This is a genomic window from Bacteroides sp. AM23-12, from assembly GCF_003434395.1.
In the GTDB taxonomy this organism is placed as follows: domain Bacteria; phylum Bacteroidota; class Bacteroidia; order Bacteroidales; family Bacteroidaceae; genus Bacteroides; species Bacteroides thetaiotaomicron.
Genome location: NZ_QTLF01000009.1, coordinates 13525 through 36575, shown reverse-complemented (window position 1 = coordinate 36575; position 23051 = coordinate 13525). Strand labels below are relative to the sequence as shown.

Here is a 23051-nt window from a genome sequence, read left to right as displayed (position 1 = left end):
ATTATAAACTTAAGCTAATATGGAGAAACTTTATCTGAAAAGAAGCTGGAGGATAGGGACGTGCCTGATGGTATTGCTCACGTTCTTCGCACTTTCACTTTCGGCGCAAAACCGAAAGGTCACTGGAGTCGTTGTTGACGAGTTTGGTGATCCGCTTCCAGGTGCTAATATTACGGTGGTTGGAAACCAAAACTTAGCTACTGCGACAAATATGGAGGGACAATTTACCTTGAACAATGTGCCGAAAGATGCTATTCTGAATGTAAGATTCATAGGTTATGCTGTAAAGACTATCAGACTGGCTACCTTGAAAAACAATGATCTGCTGCGCATCGTTCTAAGTGAGGATGTCAAAGAACTGAACGATGTCGTGGTTACGGCATTGGGTATCAGCCGTGAATCCAAATCGTTGGGATATGCCCGTCAGTCCATTGACACGGAATCTTTGCTGGATACACGTGACCCGAACTTATTGAATAGCCTGAGCGGTAAAGTTTCGGGCGTTAATTTTATCTCGAATGGCGGTCCGTTGTCTTCTACCCGTGTAGAAATTCGTGGTAACAACTCCTTGACCGGAAATAACCAGCCGTTGTACGTAATTGACGGTGTGCCCATCATGAACCCGATGGGAGAAGATGGAGACCTGGACTACGGTAATCCTGCTTCAGCTATCAGCCCGGACGATATTGAATCAATCGAAGTTTTGAAAGGTGCCAATGCGGCTGCCTTGTATGGATCTGATGCTGCCAATGGCGTTATTCTGATCACTACCCGTAAGGCTACAAAGAAATCCGGACTCGGTGTTTCTTATGGCTACAATATGCAGTTTACTTTCTTGCGTGAATTTCCTGCCTATCAGAATGTTTATGGTTCGGCCAGCCTTCCGGCTGTCGGTGTGGGTGACGGATTCAACTATTATGGTTCCAACTCAAAGAACGGTTATGCTTATGACCCCAGCCTGCCTTATGGTATTTTTGTATTTAACTGGGCAAATCCGAATCAACGCTCATGGGGGTTGCCGATGTTAGGCTTTGACCTGGTGGGACGTAATAATCAGATACGTTCTTATGTACCTAATAAGGATGGTATCACGGATATGTACGAAATGGGTGTAGCCATGACTCATAGTGTTTCGGTCAATAAAGTGTTTAATGGAGCAGGTATCCGTTTCAACTATACGGGTATCGACTACGACGGAATGCTGAAGAACTTCGATAACATGAAGCGTCACACATTTGACCTGCGTGTGAATATGGATCTGGCTAAATGGCTGTCCAGTGAAATCTCCGTTAACTATCAGCTGGAAACAGCCGATAACCGTGATTATAAAGGTGACAGTAACCGTAACCCGATGCGTGCCATCATGAATATGCCGCGTGACGTTGTTATGGAGGAATTACTGCCGTGGAAGCGCGAGACAGGTGAAGCCTTCACGCGTGGTAACGGATTCTACAATCCTTACTGGCTGCTGAACGAAATCAGCAATGGTGACGGCCGTAATAACTTCCGTGGTAACCTGACTCTTAATATCAAACCGATTCAGGGAATGAATATCCGTTTGCGTGCCAGTGTGGAAAAGGCAAACAAGAACGGTTGGAAGTTCGATAATTATTATACCATGTGGGATATCGATGGACAGTACGAAACTTTCCGTGAGGCCTCCAACAACTACAACTATGAAGGAGTTATTTCTTATAACCGCAATATCAAGAAGGTCAGCCTCAGTGCTAACTTGGGTACTTCCATGCAAAAGAATGACTGGTATAAACTCTGGAATCAGGTTTCTCAATTGGCAGCTCCGGATGTGAAGTCATTGTCCAACAATGCCTCAATATTGAGTGGGACGGAAAGTGTGAACGCGAAAGAGAAGCAGTCCGTATTCGGTATGTTGTCTTTGGGATATCATGGTTTGTTTTTAGACGGAACTTTCCGTAATGACTGGTCAAGTTCTTTGCCGAAAGCTAACAATTCTTACTTCTATGCCTCCGGTAGTGCCAGTGCCGTGTTGACGGAAATCTTCCCCAAACTGAAGAGCAAGACATTCTCATTCGCCAAGTTGCGTGGTTCTATTGCCCGCGTGGGTAACGATGCCGGTTTCGACCGTTTGATTAACAGTTACAGCTACGGAGGTCTGTTCCGTAATGACATGGCATGGTTCCAGGGCGACGCCGTACGTAAGAATCCGAACTTGAAACCGGAAACAACCATCTCAAAAGAAATCGGTGCGGAAGTCCGTTTGCTGGACGGACGCCTGACAGCAGATGTTACTTACTATGACAAATACACTCGTGATCAGATTGTCGAGTCGGAACTTTCTTATTTATCCAATTATCAGCGTGTAATCATCAACTCCGGTAAAATATCCAATAAGGGTTGGGAAATCTCCGTGAGCGGTGTACCGGTGAAGGTGAAGAACTTCGAGTGGAAAACTATTTTCAACTGGTCAAAGAACAATTCCATGGTAGAATCATTGCCTGAAGGTATCGACAAGATACAGATTGGTAGCGGTGTGTACAACGTGAAGTCTTATGCGGAAGTAGGCAAGCCCTACGGTGCTATCTATGCGAAGACATTTAAGCGCGATGCCGAAGGATACATTCTTTGTCAGCTCGACGGGTCGCCGAAAGAAGGACAGGACTATGAATATTTAGGCTGTGTACAAGCTGACTGGCGAGGTGGCTGGAACAACGTGTTCCGTTTGGGTAATTTCTCCTTCTCTGTCATGTTCGACTTCCAGAAGGGTGGTAAGTTCTTCTCTCAGACATCCATCCAGAGTTCTGTAGACGGACAATCCGTCAAATCATTGGAAGGTCGTGACGCGGATTTCTTCTCCAGAAAGATTTTGGGTGAGTCGGACGAAGAGCGATATGGCTTCATGCGTCCTCAGAACGCCAACACACCGACTGCAAACGGACAGATTTATCCTGACTGGGGACGTCCTAAAGGGGTAGTTCTTCCTAATTGCCGTTATGACGAAGACGTAGAAGGGCTGGCTGGACAACAAGTATTGGGTTATTGTACCCCCGAACGCTATTGGATGCACTATACCTCTCGTGATATTTCCCGTTTCATCTACGATGCTTCTTATGTGAAGTTGCGTGAAATCACTGTCAGCTACGATTTACCGAAAAAATGGCTGAGAAAGACTCCGTTCCAGACATTCCGTGTGGCGGCTGTCGGACGAAATATTGCTACCCTGTTTGCCAATACACCGCACGGGCTGGATCCGCAGGCAACGAGTACAACAGGAAATGCACAAGGTTTCGAACGTGGTTTCAACCTGCCTTCCGCAACCTATGGATTTGATATTAAAGTTTCTTTTTAAATTCGTAAAGCATGAAATTGAAAAACAAAATATTACCGTTACTCCTGCTGGCATCGACTGCCGTGGGGTGTACGGACGGTTTCGAAACCACCAACTCGGACCCGAACAAATTGTATGAGGTAAATCTACAGAGTATTTTCCCCGGTACGGTTTACAAAACAATGAATGCGATCAGTGAATTGAATAATAACCGTATGTGGAGTTATTCACGTTACATTACTAACGTCGCTTTCCAGACACCGTGGAACGAAAGGGGAGACGGATTCTACCGTAAGTTTTATGTAGAGATTCTGCGCGACCTGGAAGAGCTGGCAAAAGCATACGATGATGGCTCTTTGCCTAACAGTCTGGCTGTTGTAAAGACATGGAAAGCATTCACTTACTACCAGTTACTGTCACTCTATGGTCCGGTCGGACTAAGCCATGCCGGTATGGACGGAGGAACGGACAAGCGTATCTTTGATTATGATTCGGAAGCCGATGCTTACTATTCCATTTTGGGTTGGCTGGATCAGGCAGTCGATGAGTTCGACGAATCATCCACTGATAAGATTCTGAAAGACCCTGTTTATAACGGAGATGTGCAGAAATGGCGTAAACTGGCTAATACATTACGCCTGGAGATAGCCATGAATATCCAGAACATCAGCGAAGAGAAAGCACGCGAATATGTTGCGAAATCTATGGGACATGAAGAATGGCTGTTCAGTTCTCTGGACGATGCGTTTGCTCCCAAATATGGAACGGTGATCGACAAAGACTGTTCCTGGTATTACACTCGTTTGTATAAAGAAGAAATTCAGACGAAAGCAAACTGGGGACTGATCCCTTCCATGAACGAATATTTCGCCATTTATCTGTTCTCATACAACGATCCGCGTATGGAGACTTACTTCGACGGCTCCAACGTTTATTGGCCGGAACGCCAGCCTTATCGTATGACGGATGTGCTGACTCGTTCACACGACTGTGATGTGAGCGGTTGTTCTGCCAGCGATCAGCAGGAACATCTGCAATGGATGATAGATGGATATGAAGTGCGTGATTCATTGCGTGTACGTTACTCCATTCCATACGTTCCTACACCGGACAATCCGGGTGCCCGTACACCGTTCGGCTGGAGAAGACCGATCGACCCGACCGACCCGAACGGTACAAGAGAAATCCCTGATCCGTTGTCAATGAATGAAGACAACAGATGCTACATCAACCCGAGATATTATGCAATGGACGCTACGATGCCTTTACTGCGCTGGGCAGATGCTTGTTTCCTTTGCGCTGAGGCGAAAGTGAAGTTCGACTTGGGATCCAAGGATGCACAGACCTATTATGAAGAAGGCATCCGTGCTTCGTTCGAAGAGAACGGCTTGTCTGCTTCTTCTGCTGCCTATATGGCTCAGGAAGGAATCGCCTGGGGAACCAGTCATAAAGGATTCTATGATACCCGTAAACTGATGACTGCCGACATCAACGGAGCAGACGGTAAAGAAGGACAGTTGGAACAAATCTACAAACAACGCTGGTTTGCCGACTTCCTGGATGGAATGTCTGCCTGGCGTATGGAACGCCGCACACGTGCATTGAACCTTCCGCCTCTGTTTCTGAACGGATCTCAGGCTTATGAAGAAGGCGGAAATATGTACTATGGCTGGCCCGAACGCCTTTACTTCCCGGATGCGGAACGTCAGACAAATGCAGAGGCTTATTACAGAGCTATCGATTTGTTACAGAAGAATAGCCCGAAGCCTAATGCCGCCCGTTGGGGAGACAATATCTTCACAATGCTTCAGTTCGCAAAACCTGTACCTAATCAGGAAGAAATGATAGCCAGCTGGGAGAATATTGATTATGTACAGTTCAACATGGATTTCCAAGCCAAGAAGTATGGACAGACTTATGAAGAGTTCTTGAAGAATGCCCGTGAGCTGACTGGTATCAAGGATGCCGAAGAGGCTTTGGACAAGGCTTATAACTTCTTGATAGAAGCTACACTTTTAGTTTATAAGGTAGAAAAGTAGTAATTAAGTAATGACTGAAAAATGAAAAAGTATAAGATTTTTAATAAGACAGGTCTTGCAATATGCCTGACGTTGGGACTGGTGGCCGGATCGGCCTGTTCACCGACAGATGACGGTCCTTCCATCGATGATCATTTCTTGAACTATGAGATTCCGCAAATCAGACCGAGCAGCGATATTCCGGTAGGAGCCATTTATTGGAACTTGGGTAGTACGGGGGTGGATGAAAAGAAGTATGCGCGGTTGATTGGTGAATATAATCAGAGCGGACAGTATCCACAGCTTTGTCCGAATGTGCGTCCGGTGCTGGGACGTTATTCGATGGATATCAATAAAGCCGAAACTGCTGACTTGATTCAGCAGCACCTTACCTGGGCAAATAATGCCGGTATCAATTTCCTTATCTTGCCGAACATCGGTCTGGATACCAGTAAGGGAGATTTGCTGAACGAAGGTAACGTGAATTTCGTGAACTATATGGCGGGACTGAATCCCAACTCGGAAGGTATTGAGTGGGGAGGTTTGCGTTATGCGGTTTCTATGGATATGAATAATTTTGCAAGCGGACTGAATAATACCGCCATGATAGAAGATGATGCCGATGAAAATGGTGTCTCTGCACGTTGTGAGCAACTTTATAGCTTTTTTGTCAACCTGACAAGCCGTTTCTGTACGAACAACGATCTTTACTATACTGTAGACGGCAAACCGATGATTGTAGTCTGGAATGCTGATAAGTTGTATGCACGCGATTCTGAGAAACTTTATAATACGATCCGTGAAAGAGTACGTGAAAATGTAAAAGACGGCAATGGCAATGGGCTTGAGATCTATATCTTAGCACGTCAGGAACGCTGGACGCCTCCCGCACGCTGGCATAACTTCTTCCTAAGCGGAAAAGTGGATGCTGTGTACATGGATAATATGTACAATCAGACCGACTGGTTCCGTCCTACCTGCTATCCGCAGTGCATCGACCAGAACTTTAAGTACAACCGCGAATATGAGTGGGCTAATTACGGAGTAGACTTCGTACCTAGCGTTTCACCTTCGTTCAATCAGTGGATAGATGGTGATGGAACTCAGTTCTATAACTTCCCGGTGGTATTTAAGGATGAAGATATGTTCCGTAAGATGTGTAATGTTGCCAAGATGAATTTGGGAAAGCGTCCGATGGTCATCATCGATTCTTTTAACCGTTGGAATGTGGATCAGGCTATCGAACCGACTGACCCGAATTACGGGAATGGATACGGTATGAAATACCTTAATATTGTAAAAGAAGAATTTAAAGTGAAATAAGCATGAAAGCGATAAATTTTATCAATTGGAAATATATCGGCTTGACCGGATGTTTGGTGGCATCGTTACTGACTGCATGTGGTGACGATGAAACCGGTCCGGAAGTGGTGACGCCGCTAGAGCCTAAATTGGAGATCGTGAACGAAGCGTCCACCTTCAGTTTTTCTTCTGCGGGAAATTCCGCTCAAGTACTGACATTCAATGCCAATCAGGATTGGCATATCGTACTGGATGATTCGGAAGGTGTGGATAATAGCTGGGTAGTGCTGTTTGAACGCGAAGGAACGGCCGGCGAAGGCAACAAAGTATGGGTAGCTGCAGCCGAAAATGTGGAACCGGATGCACGCCGTGCTAATTTTTCTCTCGTGTCCGGTGGCTTTAAGTTTGATTTCGTTATCTATCAGGCACAGAAGGATGCGGTGGTAATCACCGACCCGAAGGCCTACGAAAACCTGGATGCCGGTGAGCATATTATTTCCGTAGAGTTTGGAATCAACACAGGAGAGTATAAAACCAGTTTCCTCTATTCCGGTGACACGGGCTGGATCATGCCGACAGACGAACGCCCCGCAGGTGAACCGGAGACACGTGCGATGGAAAACCATACACTGTACTTTAAGGTGTTGCCGAATCAGAAGTTTGATATTCGTAGAGGTACCATTGAAATCTCTTCGAAAGATAATGATAATGTAAAGGCTACGATGAATATCTTCCAGACCGGTCTACCCAAACCTGTCATTACGGTCGATAACAAGGAAATGTTCACTAACCTGGCATCGAAAGAAGATTCGATTCTGTTGAAATATAAGGCAACCAATACCAACGGACCGAGGGATTTGACGATTGATATTGATAAGAACGATCAGGATTGGATTTCGTTCAAGCCTGCTATAGATGCCAAGGGCGACTCTACCTTCCTTGTTTCCGTGAAAGAAAATACCGGTGGCGAACGTACGGCAACGATCGCGCTTTGTGCCGCTGCCGACAAGAAGGTGAGAGAAGAGTTTATCGTGACTCAAGCTCAGGCAAGCGATGTGGAACTGGTTATTACCAACAAGAACGATTTCAGAATAAGTTTGGATAAGCTGGGCAGTGCCGCTACCGTGAAGTATAGCGTACAGTCTACGTTGACCGATCCGAAGAACGAGATTTTGGTGGATATCGTATATCCGGAAGAAAGTGGCTATACGGCAGAGAATGGTTGGCTGCATATGGCAAACAACTCCATGCCCGAACGTGTCATCTTCACGTACGATGTGAATAAGGTACTGAGAGAACGTCAGGCTACCGTTTACATCTATCGCAAGGGTTATGAAAACAAGAAAGACTATATGGTTATCCGTCAGGCTGCGGCCACTCAGATTGAAATTCCGGCTCCGGGAGGTTTGACAAATGTATTGCAGAGTCTTATTGATGACGAAATCTATAAAGATTGGGAATCCATCACTAGCCTGGAGTTGAAGGGCAGACTCAACGATACCGATTTGAACTTACTGAAGAACATGATGACAGCGGGTAAGGGCTACAACCTGAAAACTTTGGATATGACGGAAGTGGAGAATGAAACGCTGAAGAATGGTGTATTCAACGGATGTAACCTTCTGGAGAATATTTCATTCCCGACAGGATTGCAATACGTACCGAGAGAAGCTTGTCGTAACTGTACCAAGTTGAGAACGGTAGTGGTGAACGAAGGTCCGACTTATATCGGTCGCCATGCATTCGGTAATTCGGTAGTAAATGAAGCTTGGTTCCCGAGTACCATGACTTATGTTTACGGATACATCTTTGATAATGTGACGGCACTCAAGACTTTGCACTTAAAGTCATTACCGTTCCAGTGCAAGGAAGTTGCCCGTAGTGATGCCGATGAAGGTGCTACCCAACCGACAACATGGTGTACTGTCTTTAAGACATGGCCGAGCACGGTATATGTACCGATGGAATATTTGGAATATTACAAGAATCCGGACCCGAAACACGTAGTTTCCATGCACTTCCAAGACCTGTTGAATACATTGACATCCGAATCGGAAGAATGGACGAAGGGACCGAAGGTTCAGCAACCGTACTTGAAGTCCAATTCGGCATTGAAGAGCAACTTTACTTGGGGATCATCTGCCACTACTATCATGGGAGAATCCAATTGATATAGAGTCAAGTAGGTAAATACTATAAAAAGAGCGGACTATCAGTCGGCGGGAAGATTCCCGCCATTGATAGTCTGCTTTTCTTTTGAGTCAGTAGTAAAGTCATGCATTGTTTCCTTGTCGATTCATTCGTAATGGTACAGTAAGGTTTTCAGTCCTATGACATAAAAAAAGAAAAGAGTAATTGTTGTAATAATTCATTTGCTTATTTAAAGGACAAAGAACTTTTCAAGGTCAGCACCCATATCTATACGAAAGATATTGACCGATTATGCAGTAACTTCCAATCGTTTATTAATAAATTCTTTCATCGTTTATTATAAACATCCCCCAAGTTTATTATAAACCCGAATATTGCTATTTTAGTAATAAATATCAATATAAAGCAACAAAAAGGGCTGCAATTCCCATAAAGAATCGCAGCCCTTAGCTTGTATCAGACTATCTGACAAGCATTATCCGAAGTGGAAATGCCTGTAATCTGTTATTATATTATACTTATTATCGCTCATTTTTCGTCTATATTATCAATGTTATCGAATTTTCTTCCGGTTTCTACTTACAAATATACAATATAAAAAGCGGTTTGTCAAGTCCTCCATGCTTCTTTCGTACATCTGATTATCCATTCATACAGTTTAGCTCATTCCCGTACAGTTTTGAACTAAATGATAGTCGGTTCTATCTTCCATTCTCCTCCTTCCCGAAGGAGGAGAATGGAGATGGTACCGACTTTTTAGTTACCCCCAATGGAGATACTACTGTTTGATTCATTTTTCATTTAGGAAAGAAGTAAAGCTGTACAGTTATAAATCTGCGAATGGTGTTTTATAATCTTCTCCCATCGAGTCCCGATACTCCTTGCAGAAACGGTCATACAGATTTCGTGCAATCCCTTTCTTTCCCTGTGCGGAGAACACAGCGCATTTGGCGGCCAATGCTTCTTCATTCAGCGGGTCGTGCAGGAACATGATGTCTGCCAGGCGGAGAATCATGTCCGGATGATTACGTTGTTTTTCAATTTCAAACAGATCCTTCAACAAGTCGATGGAGTGGCTGGAGTATGTTTCTTTGAAGTCATCCAACCAATCGAGAATGGTGTTGGGCAACAATGGTCCATACAACAGAAGTTCCAAGATACGGTTGAGTAATTCGTCGTTTTCTTTCTCCTTGAATTGCTGGATACGTGCAAGCACTTCGCGATAGTCGCAGAATACGTTCTCGCCCCATTTAATGTGCATGAAGTTGTTTTCCGTCACGACTTCTACATCACCGATACTCTCCAATAATACCCGAAGCTTGCGTAAGTTTACATTACGGTTGTTGCGGGCAGCCGTCTCTTCCTTATCCGGCCATAGGATTCCCGTTGTTTTGGAGGTCAGGATACCGTTCGGATTCTTTTCTGTATATAATATCAGCAAAATAAGCAAGTGTTTCAAGCGGGGAGTGAAATTGGCGGTGATATCATTTCCCTCTTTATCGCGTACATTGAAGCACCCTAACAATGAGATGGAGGAACGGCTACGGTCATAGTAGTTGACTATCTCTTTCGGTGCGGGATCGCTTTCTTGTTCCGGCATCATCGGAGTAACTTTCTCTTGATTCTCAGAGATGGCTTTTGGAGCGGCAACCGATTGAGGAACTTCTTTTGAGGTTGCAGCCGATTGGGTTGGCTGACGTTTGCTTTTTGAACGATAGAACAGCCAGGCACCACAGGCTAGTATTGCCAGAACACCGATGACATACAGCAGATTCCACCATTTGCCGGAGCCCATTTCATCCACCGACTGACGGATATCTATCTCGTTGACTAGAGGCATATTGATGGAATAGATCTTTATATCGTGTGTACGATTGTTCAGTATCTTGTCCAGCACAAGGAACAGTTTCCTGTGAGTCGGTGAATAGTAGAGGTTAAAATCGCAGTCCTGATAATCCAGTCGGTTATTGATCGGTTTTGAAACTTCTGTATAAACAGGGCTTTTCATGGAAATTTTCCACAGTGTTCCCCCGTTGTCCGTAGATACGGCATAGAAAGAACTGTCTGCCGGTTCGAAGTACATGGAGGAAGCCATGATGGTTTCCTTGTTATCATCTTTTTTCTCCCAGATGGTGCGGGACTGTTTACTTTTTAAATTGATGGCATACAGGCCGAGGTAGTAATGGGTAGTCAATTCCTGTTTACCATATTTGTTTCCTTTGCCTCCAAAGATATATAGTTCGTCGCCCACTACTGCCATAGCAGCAGAATAGCGGGGATAAAGAGGATGATCATATTTAATTTGCTCCATAATTTCACTGCCGGACTTCATGCGGAACAGGTCATTACGGTATTTATAGAAGCCATATCCACCGAAAAAGTAGAATGAGGAGTCGGCGGGGTTAAATGCTTTGGCATGGTTATAGTTGTTGGGTTCTTTGGTATTCCGCACTTCGTTGCTCCACTTGCCGTCGGCGAACGAAAAGCGGGAGATGATGTTTTCCGTCAGTGAGTAAGATACCAGTGCATTGCTTAGCGTATCATACAGCAGGTGGTTGGGATATTCTACGGCAGGATATCCTCCGCGTACGGCAGTCTCTTGTTTGAGTCTTCCGTCTTCGTCCAGCACTTTTACCGATTCGGGACTGACTACATAGAATAAGGCGCAACGGGCGTCGAATGCTATGCCTACTCTGCTGGAAGTAGTGATCTTATTGATAGTTTTCCATTCGATATGGTTGTCTATCAGCCAGAGAGGCTGGACAGCATGCGCGACGGCTCCCTCTTTTTCGTCATAGCAGAGGTTGTCATTATGTTTCCATAATTTCCATTCTCTTGTCAGTTTGCCGTCCTGTATGATGTTGATATCCCTTAAGTTGACAGGGGCTACTTCCGCCTGATAGCCTAGCATCTGGCCGAATGTAATCGTTACGCTGTTTGTTTCTTGCAGGGGGAAGGTGGACGACATCTTTTTTTTGTCGTATTCTATTTCGATCACATTGTCTTTCTGACGCAGATTCAGCGAGACATTGATCCATTTTTCCAGTTCTATGGGTTTGTCAATGATGATAATCTCATCATTGAGCATTAAAGCGGGAGCATGGTTTTGCTCGCCTGCAACAAACGAAAAGCGTATTATCTGGCCTTTGTCTGTCTTCAGATGAAGAATGGAGCCATAGTCGGCTTCATTGGCACGTATATATATCTGAAAAGAAATGGTTAAGTCGTTTTTTACGGAGAAAGGTTGGTTGTCATCCAAATATAAGGTAGACCTTTCCGGTGCCGGTACGGCATGAGACTTAAGATAAAGTCCGTAATCATATAAAGGAGACGCATCCAGTCTGCCCGCCAGGCAAAGCAGGATAAAAATCAATAATTGCAGTTGATATTTCATAGTACTTCTACTTGAATCTGTTCCTATGTGGCAAAAGTACGAAAAACAATATGATATTCATAAGAATCGGGGACTTATTTTATATAACCAAAGTGTTGGAATACTCGTATATGATAGCCGACATCCGGGGAATATGACAAGAGGTATTGTCGAAGAATCAGATGTTATTTCGATGATTCTTCGACAACCCTCTTGCGTTTAATCGCTAGAATATAGCTACTTGATTTCTAATGATGGAGGAACATCCTCTGCTCCGCTGGCCCATGCCTTGTTGGGTTTGCTGCCCATTACCAATACTAGCTTGCCACCGTTCATCAGGTCATCATGGCTGAACCATGATTTGTTCCATTCTTTGCCATTCAGTGTGGCGGACTGGATGTATTTGTTGTCATTGGAAGCGTTCTTGGCTTCGATTTCAAATACGGCTCCGTTGCTGAGTGTAATCTTGGCATCTGTGAAAAGCGGACTTCCGATGGTGTAGGCCGGCAATCCCGGAGTGACAGGGTAGAAGCCCAGAGAAGAGAAGACCACAAATGACGTCATACCTCCGCCGTCCTCATCTCCCGGAATACCCATCAGGTCATTGCGGAACCATGTTTTCAGCATTTGACGGATGCGCTTCTGTGTTTTCCACGGCTGTCCGGCATAGTTATAAAGATAAGGAACGTGCAGAGACGGTTCGTTCGCCATCGAGAATTGGCCTACATTACCCGTATGGTCGGGCAGTTTTGCGTAGAATGCATATTTGCTCCGTCCCAGCGGTTCGGTGAAAGTGCGGTCAAGGTTGGCGATGAACTGCTCGTTTCCTCCCATAAGGCTGATGAGGTCGGCTACATTGTGTGGCACGTCCCAGCGGTAAACCCAGCCGTTGTTTTCTCCATAATACTCACGGGCTCCCATGCCTCCGGGGAAACGGTAGTCGAATGGCTCAATCCATTGTCCTTCCTTATCTTTCGGATGGAAGAAAGCGGTTTCTTTATTGTAGAGATTCCGGTAGTTATACGAACATTTCAGATAGTATTCGGCTTCTTCCTTCTTGTTCAGAGCTTGGGCGATACGGGAGAGACACCACTGGTCGTAGCTGGTTCCCAGAGTGACAGCGACAGGCTGGCGCTTCTCGAAAGGATGTACGTTCGGGTCGTTTTCCGGTTCATCTACACGGAGAGCGGGGATATAACCGTTTTCACGGTAGAAATTGTCCAGCCAGCCGGCCGGTGCTCCCGACCACGGGGCGAGCGTCTTTTCTTCAATCCCTTTCCGGCAAGCCTCGTAGGCTTTTGCCGTGTCTACTTTCAACCCTTTGGCCAGTGCGTCGGCTACCGTGGCAACGGCATGATTGGAGTTCATGCGACGTGTGTCACCTGTTACTTCGGGGAAAGTAGGCATCCACATATTGCCCATTTGTTCCGCCATGCGCAGGTAGGATGCGATGATGTCTTCTTCCTTTTGTTGGTCGATCAGTGTGCGGAGAGGATGTGCGGCACGGTAAGTGTCCCAAATCCAGTCGTCGGTGTAGAAAGGAGTACTGTTGTCTTCGTGTACCTTTCCATCGAAGGCGCTGAAGTAACGGCCGTCTTCGCTCATGCAGATGGGACGTTCGAAGGTACGGTAGAAAGAAGAGTAGAATACGGTTTTGTCATCTTCCGTTCCTCCTTCTACTTGGATACGTCCCAACGTTTCGTTCCAGATTTGGCGTCCCGCTTCTGCCAGTGCTTTGATGTTATAGTCTTTTAATTCGCGGTGCAGGTTCTTTTCGGCCTGTTCCTCGCTGATGAAAGAAATACCGTAGCGGAGGTTGACCGTTGTGGTTCCATCGGCAAAGCGCCATGCCGCACAGGCATTTGCGCCTTCGGCATTATCCTTGCTTGTTTCAATAGTGCCGTTTTCGAGGATGCCGGCGCTTATCGGCTTCTCCTGTGCTTCTATATATACATAGACATTGGTGTTGTCATTTAGTTGCTGGCGACCGCTGATGAAGTTCTCGTTGGCGTGAATAGAGCCATTGCGGGAGTTTACGATGAGATAAGCCGGTTTGTCTGCCTCATACGTTATCCGGTAGATAGCCGACTGATGGGAAAGCGCATATTCCGCTTTCATACGGTTGTCATCCAGTTCCACATCGAAAGAATAAGGAGTAATGTGCTCGTTGTCATAGTTATACGTTATGACCGGACGCAGCTTTTCTCCCTGATAGGGACTGAAATTGAATGCAGAACGTTCCCGGTGGTTGGTGACGATCAATGGAAGCCCCTTCAGCAGTTCGGAGGTGTAATCGGCACGTTCCGGGTAAACACGAAGCATACTGTTGGGTAACTGGATGGTGGGGAACGTGGGAACCAGCAGATGGCTGATGTTGCCGATATACGGGTTGACGTAATCGACCGGGGTCCGATCCGCTGTTTGCAGGCTACCGTTACATGCACTCAGCGTTGAAATGATAGCCGCCGAGGCTAAAATGTGTGTAAGTTTCATCATTTGTTTATTTACTATTATTTGGTTTCCGGATTCACGAAAGCTGCTTTCAACAGCGGAAGGAAATCTTTCTTGTTATCGCATTTGAAATAACCGGTGAAGTCGTTCCGGTCTCCGGCTCCTAGTTTGATCACCAGTTTATTCCATCCTTGCAGCAAGGGCAATTCTTTGTAGATGATTTCGTTGCGTCCGTCGTGGGATACAGCCGTATAAGGTTTGTCGTTGATGAGCAGCGCACGTTTCTTTGCTTTCACAAAGAGGGATAGTTTCGGCATGTTCGGTTCTATCAACAGGTCGTCCAAAGGGCGTGGACTGAATACATAAAGTTCCAGTGTCCATTCACCGTCGCTGTCCTTCACCAGTTTCTCTTTGGTGGCTACGGGGAAGTTGATCTGTTCGTCGCGCAGGAAGAAGACCTCGTCGATATTGACTTCCGGCTTTTGGAAGGCTATTCCGGCATTCTTCAGAATAGCGCTCAAAGTGTTGAATCCCTTCTCTGAGTTGGCAAATTCGGTTAATGTGTTCAGATAGAAAGTGGAAGCATTCTGCTGGCATTTTACAAATACAGGAGTGGCGGCTGTACATTCGTATTCACTGCGAATCGTTCCGGCAGTCTTGATCTCTTCCGGGCGTTTGTTCCACTTTCTCCAGTCGGTCTTACAGGCGTTCAGCAAGACGTCGCCTTCTTCTACGAAAGCTCCTTTCAGCGAGTAGCTGGAAGCGTTGGTCTTCTGAAGTTCACAGAAGTAGAAGTCGGAATTATTGAGTCCGTGCATCCATGACTTTTGTACGGGCAGGAAAGAAGAACGCTGCAGATTATCCAAGGACACCGGAAGCGGAAGAATTTCATTGTATGCGGCTACCGTTTCCGGTGTGAGTCCCCATATCCATACATCCGCTCCTTTGGCGATTTGCTTTTGTATCTCATCCTTGGTAGAAGCATCCAACTTTTGGCTACCGTCTACGATATAGAGCAACAGGGAAGGAGTGTTTGCCTTCTTGGAGAATATGACTCCTTGCGCATCAATCAGCTGCTTTAATTTACTGTTCTGACTACCGATAAAGATGACTTCCTTATACTTTTTGGAAGGAGTTGTTGCTTTGCGATGGTCGTACTGTTGTTTGTCGATTACAGCATAAGGAGACCAGGCCGGTTTGCCCGGAGCATTGGCTGCGCGTAAGGCACTGTACATCGGCCATTCCTGATAGAGCGGCAAGGTCGGGTCATACCCGGGGTTGAACGTCGTGCAATAAGGGCCTACACGTTCGGGCTGTACGCCCGGAACTCCTTCTTTGTAATCACCGAAGAAGACTCCGTCAGCCTCAACGGTGGGAGCTTTGCTTTTGTCTTTCTTGCCGAGTGGAAGCGGTTTCAAGGCATACCATGCCATATTGAAGACTGTGCTGTAAGAGGCTCCCATCTGTCTTTGGTTGACGATGAGGTTGTAACATTCGTTAGCCAATCCTTCCATACGGCCTTCCTGTGATTCGTAAGCACGTTCTCCGTTATATTTGGCAACCTGTTCCGGGGTGCCGTAATAAGCCATACTGTGTTCGCCGATTCCCCAAGGTTTTCCGATTTCAATCCAGCGTTTCATGGAGTTGATGTCTCCGTAGTGTCCTACGGTTACGGGCAATATACCGTCACCGTCATCTTCTCCGTCTGCTGAAATCCACGGGCGGGTAGGGTCGTACTGATGTACAATGTCACGCCATTCTTCCCATGCCTTCTTTTGTACCGGCATCAGTTCGGGGCGATTGTAAACGTGCAGGATAACGGGTTTGTTTTCGTTGCTGATACTCCAGCCGAAAACGGACGCGTGATTTCTGTCGCGCAGGACAAAACGTTTCAGGTGTTCTTTGGATGCTTCCCAAAAGAGGTCGGAGTCCAGTTTCGGACCACCGTCGCTGGCCCAGTTGGCTGTTTCATTCAGCACGCAGATACCCATTTCATCGGCCATGTCGAGGTAGAAGCGGGGATAGACTTGCGCGTGCGGACGGACTGCGTTGGCATTCATCCCTTTAATGGCGGTGAACCAGGCCCACGCATAACGGCGGGTCATCTGCGGGATACCCATAAAATGCCAGGAGTCACCATGTAATGCGTAAGGTTCGCCGTTCAGATATTGAGTAGTACCCTGCAATGTCCATTCACGCCAGCCGAAACGTTCGTATTTGGTATCGACAGTCTGTTTCTGGTTATTGACGGAAAGTAACAGGGCATATAGGTTGGGATGCCCCGGAGTCCAGTATTTTAATATATCCTTGCCGACAGGTACTTGTAAGGTCACTTTCTGTGAAGCCTTGGCTGGCAGGGACACTTTCGTAGGAGCGACTTTCAATGCTTCATTACCAAGCGTCCAGTTCGGAACGGGAGCGGAGTTGACGTCCGTTCCTGCGCAGTTCACCCATTCGCGGATATTGCCTTGCAGTTGTATGTCAGTCTTCTTCTCTGTCAGGTTCTGAAGAGTTACTTCTATTTCCAGTGTATTCTTTGATACCAGCGGTTTTACGTATACGTCTTCCAGATGGATTTTTGGCAAGGCCAACAGGTATACATCCTGCCAGATACCGTTGATCTGATACCCCCACATCGAGCCGCCCGGAACAATGCGGCGTCCGATGGTCGCATTGTTTTCGAATAACGACTGGCTTCGTACGCCTACCAGTATCTCTATGTTTTCGCCGGCAGTCACTTTATCGGTGATGTCAAAGCTGAACGGTAAGAACAAATCGAAGTTCTCGCCTACCTTTTCTTTATTTATATAGACTTCGGAATATCCGGCTACGGCCTCAAAGTAAAGTTTGATTTGCTGCCCTGACCAATCGGCAGGGATGGTGACATTCTTCTTCATCCATGCCATTTTCACTTGTTCCCATTCTTTAGGGTATGAAGGATAGTTGCGGTGGTCGGGACCTTCCAGGTCACGGTAAGCAAAAGCATTGATATTCCACGGTGAAGGGATTTTGATACGAGTTTTGCTCCATTCGCTGTCGTTTTCCGGCAATGGAAGTTCGGGAGCGATACCTTTTCCCTGAACGTATTCTTTCGGCAAGCGGACAGGCTGGAAATCCCAATAACCGTTGATGCAAATCTCTTGTCGATGTTCTTTTTCTGTTTGGTTCACCAGACCTTCGCTGGGGGCAAAGGTGTAGGGATAGACCAGTTTCTGGTCATTAGCCACTGTTTGTGTCTGCGCGTTTACCTTTGTAGATTGCAAGGTAAAGCCGGTCAGCAGACCGCATAGTAAAATTAAACTTCTCTTCATATTCATAATTTAATGAGTTTTCCGGTATTATCAAGGGCAAAGTAAAGGTCGAACCATTAAAAAGAGAGGATAAAGCAAATTAATTCTTCATTAAAATGGAATTAATTGTATCATAAAATGTCTTTTTCTCTCCGGAAAGGGTGAAAATGGTCCGGTTACTTGCTTTTTATCCGAATGTAACTCACTTGGGCTTTTCGTATTGTTCTACCGCCCTCCTTAATTTCTTTTCTATTAGCTCCACCAGTGTCTGCGGATAAAGAACTTGTATTCCGTTGGCATATCCGAAGAATACCCGTTCCAGTTCATGGTTGATGACTACTTCTATTTCAAGAATCACACTTCCGTCTTCCAATGTTTCTATGGTTCGTTGGCTGTGGTGTATCGGTTTGGTCAGGATGTAGGGGGCTTCGTTGGCGGCTACTTTAAAACCGACCTTCTCGGCTTTGCTTCCGGAGTTTTTGGTCACCCCTACCAAGTCGTCAAAGAATGTGTTCGGGTCGAAGAATGTATTCTTTATAAAGGGTTCCCGCGATAACACCTCTAATGAATGGATTCTGTCCAGAGCCAGATTCTGCAATATCCGTCCGCTTTTTCTGACTCCAAATACGAACCAACGGTTGCGATATTCCTTTAATAGATAAGGATAGAAGATGAAGCTGTTTGCCGAACGGGCCTTGAACGAACGGTATTTAAGTTGCAGGGGATGTTCGTTGACGATGGCATGGTAAATGGAATCCAGATAATCCAGCCCTTTCAGAGATTCGTTCTTTTCGAAGTCGATGACCGGAGTCGTCTTCATTCGGGCGGAGGCTACGTGATCTTCCAGCCGGTTCACAATCTCACTCATCTCCGTGAAGTAGGAGAAACCCTTGAACTGCCGCAGAACTTCCACGGCTTCCGACATCGTTTTCAGGTCCTGTTCGTTCAGCGGAGTTTGTGTGATGCTGTATTCCGGGTCTTCGTACTTGTAATACTTGTTTTCGTATACCACAATCGGTGCGTTATAACCCAGCTTCTCGCTGCGCATCATCTGTATATCCATTTGTACGGCACGTTTGCTGATTCCCTTGTCGATTCCTTCATATTCGTAAAGGGCATCCGAGCAGGCATCTACCAAGTCTTCCAGTGTCCAGCGACGATAAGGATTACGCAGACAGTTATCAATCGTTTTATAACGAATCAAGGCATTTCTATTGACCGGCATAGGCGGAAGTATAAAGATTTTCTCCAAAAGTAGAAAAATAATTTGAGGTACGCAAAAAGGCTGCGTACCCACCCCCGTATCTTTGCAAAAGAAAACAAATAAAGAGTATAAATGATGAAGTTTAACTGGATAAATAAAGGAATGAATAAAGTGCTGAACAAAGAATCGGCACCGGCTTACCGGCTGACACCCGAATGGGAATTGTACACATCCGTGGTAACTACTTCATTGAACAACAGTTTCTATGAGCAGGCGGAAGAGAGAATAGAAAGGGTCCGTACGCTGATCGGAAAATGTGATCCTTTGTTTGTGGCGCAACTGGCGGCGTACGCAAGAGAAACGATGAACCTGCGTTCCATCCCTTTGGTGATGGCGGTAGAACTGGCGCGTATCCATCAGGGCGACAATCTGGTGAAGCGGGTAACTGCCCGTACCGTTCGGCGTGCCGATGAAATCACCGAACTGCTGGCCTGTTATCAGCAGGCAAACCGGCGGACGGGGACAAAGAAACTGAACCGTCTTTCCAAACAGTTGCAGGCAGGGCTACAGGATGCATTCAATACATTCGATGCGTACCAGTTTGCCAAATATAACCGTTCGGCAGAAGTTTGTCTGAAAGATGCCTTGTTTCTTGTGCACCCGAAAGCGAAAGATGAACGGCAACAGGAAATTTTCAATGGAATAGTCAATGATAATCTTCCGGTTCCCTATACTTGGGAGACAGAATTGTCAGCTTTAGGTCAGTGTACCTTTGCTACGGAAGAAGAACGGCGAAAAGCTTTCCGTGCCAAATGGGAAGAATTGATAGACAGTGGTAAACTAGGATACATGGCTTTGCTGCGCAATCTGAGGAATATACTGGAAGCGGAAGTTTCTGCAGACCATATTCTGACAGTAGGGAAGAGGCTGTCTTCCGAAAAGGCGGTTGAAAACTCCAGGCAGTTGCCTTTCCGCTTTTTGGCTGCTTACCGTGAGTTGTCGAAGACTCCTTCGCTCTATGCTACGATGTTGATGACGGCTTTGGAACGTGCCGTGCAGGTGTCTGCCCGCAATATTACCGGATTTGATGAATCTACCCGTGTGCTGATAGCCTGTGACGTATCCGGTTCCATGCAGTGTCCGGTTTCGGCAAAGAGTAAAGTATTGTACTATGACATCGGTTTGCTGCTGGGAATGTTGTTGAAGTCACGTTGCAAACAGGTGATGACGGGTATCTTTGGCGATAGATGGAAGATTATCAATCTGCCCGATACGGGTATCTTGTCCAATGTCGATGCTTTCTATAAAAGGGAAGGTGAAGTGGGATACTCTACAAACGGGTATTTGGTTATCAAAGACCTAATAGACCGAAAGGCGCAGATGGATAAGATAATGATGTTCACTGACTGTCAGTTGTGGAATAGCCATAGTGACTTGCAGATAACGGATTTGTGGAGGAAGTACAAGAAAATTTGTCCGGTAGCTAAGTTGTATCTGTTTGACTTAAGCGGATATGGCAACACTCCGCTGGGTATCACTCGTGACGATGTATTTTTAATAGCGGGATGGTCGGATAAGATATTTGATATTTTGTCTGCAATCGACAAGGGAAATGATGCGTTGCAGGAGATAAAAAAGATAGTAGTATAACCGGAGTTCTCAGGATTCCGGTTTACGAAAGAAACAAGTGTCGTAGAGAAGAGTTACTTCGTCTCATTTTAGGGGAGGAATAGTGGAGTTGTAAAATCAGCAAGACTATCCGGTTCGACTCCGGCATTGACGTGCCCCATTTCTCTTTTCGCCTGTTACTTCTGCTTTTCTATATGCCTGTAGCTCCCTTTTTTCAATGATGTATCAAAAGTGTTACTCTTTGAAACAAAGTTTATAGACGAAGGTGAAGATAGCCCCTATCTTTGCCTTCGTCTATTTTTGACTAACACTCGTATAACTCTGAATATCCTGTTACCATGAAAACAACTTCTTGGATAAAACAATGTAAAGGTGCCGCACTCGCACTGGCTGTTTCCTTTGGACTGACCTATTGCCAGTCAACCAAAAGCACATTCACCCTTGAACAGAAAGGTGATAGCCTGACAATCGTCCACATCATTCATCCTACCCATTATATATTACTCCCCATCGAGGAAGAAGCCGATGAAAGTCAGGTGCGGCTCGATACGGGGAATGCAACGGATACCGATATGGATATCCGTCTGGCACAGACAAAGGTCGATTATTTTGTTCCCTTTGCCTTGCCGGCTGATACAAAGGCAGCCACTTTGCGCATTCAAAGGAAATCGAAAGACGCCCTCTGCTGGGAAGAAATCAGATTATCCGATACGTTTGATACTGCCAATACGGATAAATTCCGTCCTGTCTACCATCATACTCCCCTTTATGGCTGGATGAATGATGCAAACGGATTGGTATATAAAGATGGAGAGTATCATTTGTATTATCAGCATAACCCTTATGGCTCCAAATGGGGAAATATGCATTGGGGACATTCAGTCAGCAAGGACCTGATGCATTGGGAACATCTGGCGCCTGCCATTGCCCGTGATACATTAGGGCATATCTTTTCCGGCAGTTCTATTGTCGATCAGGAGGATGTGGCGGGCTACGGGGCAGGTTCCATCCTCGCTTACTATACTTCTGCCAGCGATAAGAACGGACAGATTCAGTGTCTGGCTTATAGCAAAGACAACGGACGGACATTTACTAAATACGAAAAGAATCCTGTCCTGCGTCCTTCCGATGGTCTGAAAGATTTCCGTGACCCGAAAGTCTTCTGGTATGCACCGGAGAGTAAATGGGTGATGATTGTCTCTGCCGATAAGGAAATGCGTTTCTATGACTCCCAAAATCTGAAAGACTGGAACTACCTGAGTAGCTTTGGCGAAGGATACGGTGTGCAACCCTGTCAGTTTGAATGTCCGGATATGGTGGAACTGCCTGTAGATGGCGATATCAACCATAAGAAATGGGCATTGATTGTCAATGTAAATCCGGGATGTTACTTCGGAGGGAGCGCTACTGAATATTTTATCGGTGACTTTGACGGCACAAAATTTATTTGTGACAATCAGCCGAATGTCACGAAATGGCTGGACTGGGGGAAAGATCACTATGCTACTGTCTGTTTCTCAAATACGGGAGACCGTGTGGTGGCAGTGCCTTGGATGAGCAACTGGCAGTATTGCAATATCGTTCCGACCCGGCAGTTCCGTAGTGCCAATGCGCTGCCCCGTGAATTGGGACTCTATACACAGGATAATGATATTTATCTTTCCGCCGCACCGGTAGCGGAAACTAAGAACTTACGAAAAGAAAGCAAGGATATTCCGTCTTTCACGGTAGACAAGGATTATCACATCGAATCTTTATTGACTGATAATAAAGGAGCTTATGAGCTTTCTCTGAACATCAAAACTGGAAAGGCGGAAATTATGGGATTCAGTCTTTTCAATGACAAGGGAGAGAAGGTGGATATTTACCTTAATCTTCCGGAAAAGAAACTGGTGATGGACCGTACGAAAAGCGGCATCGTAGATTTCGGGAAAAACAGCTCTCCGCACGAGATCGAGGCGCACGATCGACGGAAGACGATTTCTATCAATTATATAGATGATTTCGCATTGGCTACATGGGCACCTATCAAAAAGGAAGATGAATACAAACTGGATGTCTTTGTTGATAAGTGTTCGGTAGAAATATTTCTGGATGGTGGGAAGATAGCGATGACTAATCTGATTTTCCCTACAGAGCCGTACAATCGTATGTGTTTTTACAGTAAGGGCGGTACATTCGCAGTCGATTCATTCAGTGTGCATAGGTTAGGTTTATAAAAGGATAGATTTGTTTTTCAGTAGGTATTTATCAAGAATATAATCAAGTGTTTATCACTTGTATCATCTGTATTTCATAGATTAGATTTATGAGTTAGTTTTTAAGTTAG

Annotated in this window: 10 protein-coding genes; 6 read left to right on the top strand and 4 right to left on the bottom strand. The window is 45.7% G+C overall.

Annotated elements, in window-relative coordinates:
• Positions 1 to 19: 19 nt before the first annotated feature.
• Genes DW640_RS10570 through DW640_RS10555 form a run of 4 tightly spaced genes read left to right on the top strand, consistent with a single transcriptional unit; the run spans position 20 to position 8795 of the window.
• Positions 20 to 3325 (top strand): TonB-dependent receptor, encoded by a 3306-nt coding sequence (locus tag DW640_RS10570; RefSeq protein ID WP_055229557.1) that lies wholly within the window; start codon positions 20 to 22, stop codon positions 3323 to 3325.
• Positions 3326 to 3336: 11 nt separating this feature from the next.
• The gene (locus tag DW640_RS10565; protein ID WP_117578067.1) at positions 3337 to 5343 is read left to right on the top strand and encodes a SusD/RagB family nutrient-binding outer membrane lipoprotein; all 2007 of its coding nucleotides are present in this window, start codon (positions 3337 to 3339) and stop codon (positions 5341 to 5343) included.
• Positions 5344 to 5364: 21 nt separating this feature from the next.
• A complete protein-coding gene (locus DW640_RS10560) occupies positions 5365 to 6645 on the top strand; it encodes a hypothetical protein (protein ID WP_117578065.1) in 1281 nt (426 codons plus the stop codon).
• A gap of 2 nt (positions 6646 to 6647) precedes the next feature.
• Positions 6648 to 8795, top strand: a complete 2148-nt coding sequence (locus DW640_RS10555) for a BACON domain-containing protein (RefSeq protein WP_117578063.1) — start codon at positions 6648 to 6650, stop codon at positions 8793 to 8795.
• 806 nt (positions 8796 to 9601) lie between these two features.
• Here the strand turns inward: DW640_RS10555 and DW640_RS10540 are convergent.
• From DW640_RS10540 to DW640_RS10525, 4 genes are all read right to left on the bottom strand, one after another.
• Complete coding sequence (locus DW640_RS10540) at positions 9602 to 12169, bottom strand: hypothetical protein (RefSeq protein WP_117578061.1); 2568 nt, start codon at positions 12167 to 12169, stop codon at positions 9602 to 9604.
• Between the two features lie 216 nt (positions 12170 to 12385).
• The gene (locus DW640_RS10535) at positions 12386 to 14641 is read right to left on the bottom strand and encodes a GH92 family glycosyl hydrolase (protein ID WP_117578109.1); all 2256 of its coding nucleotides are present in this window, start codon (positions 14639 to 14641) and stop codon (positions 12386 to 12388) included.
• A gap of 17 nt (positions 14642 to 14658) precedes the next feature.
• Positions 14659 to 17910, bottom strand: a complete 3252-nt coding sequence (locus tag DW640_RS10530) for a glycoside hydrolase family 2 protein (RefSeq protein ID WP_196993379.1) — start codon at positions 17908 to 17910, stop codon at positions 14659 to 14661.
• A 181-nt stretch (positions 17911 to 18091) separates the two neighbouring features.
• The gene (locus DW640_RS10525; protein ID WP_117578057.1) at positions 18092 to 19114 is read right to left on the bottom strand and encodes a YafY family protein; all 1023 of its coding nucleotides are present in this window, start codon (positions 19112 to 19114) and stop codon (positions 18092 to 18094) included.
• Positions 19115 to 19225: 111 nt separating this feature from the next.
• Between DW640_RS10525 and DW640_RS10520 the strand changes: the two genes are divergently transcribed.
• A complete protein-coding gene (locus tag DW640_RS10520; protein ID WP_225665788.1) occupies positions 19226 to 20743 on the top strand; it encodes a TROVE domain-containing protein in 1518 nt (505 codons plus the stop codon).
• A gap of 317 nt (positions 20744 to 21060) precedes the next feature.
• Positions 21061 to 22941, top strand: coding sequence for a DUF4980 domain-containing protein (locus tag DW640_RS10515; protein ID WP_117578055.1), 1881 nt, complete (start codon positions 21061 to 21063; stop codon positions 22939 to 22941).
• The last annotated feature ends 110 nt before the right edge of the window (positions 22942 to 23051 follow it).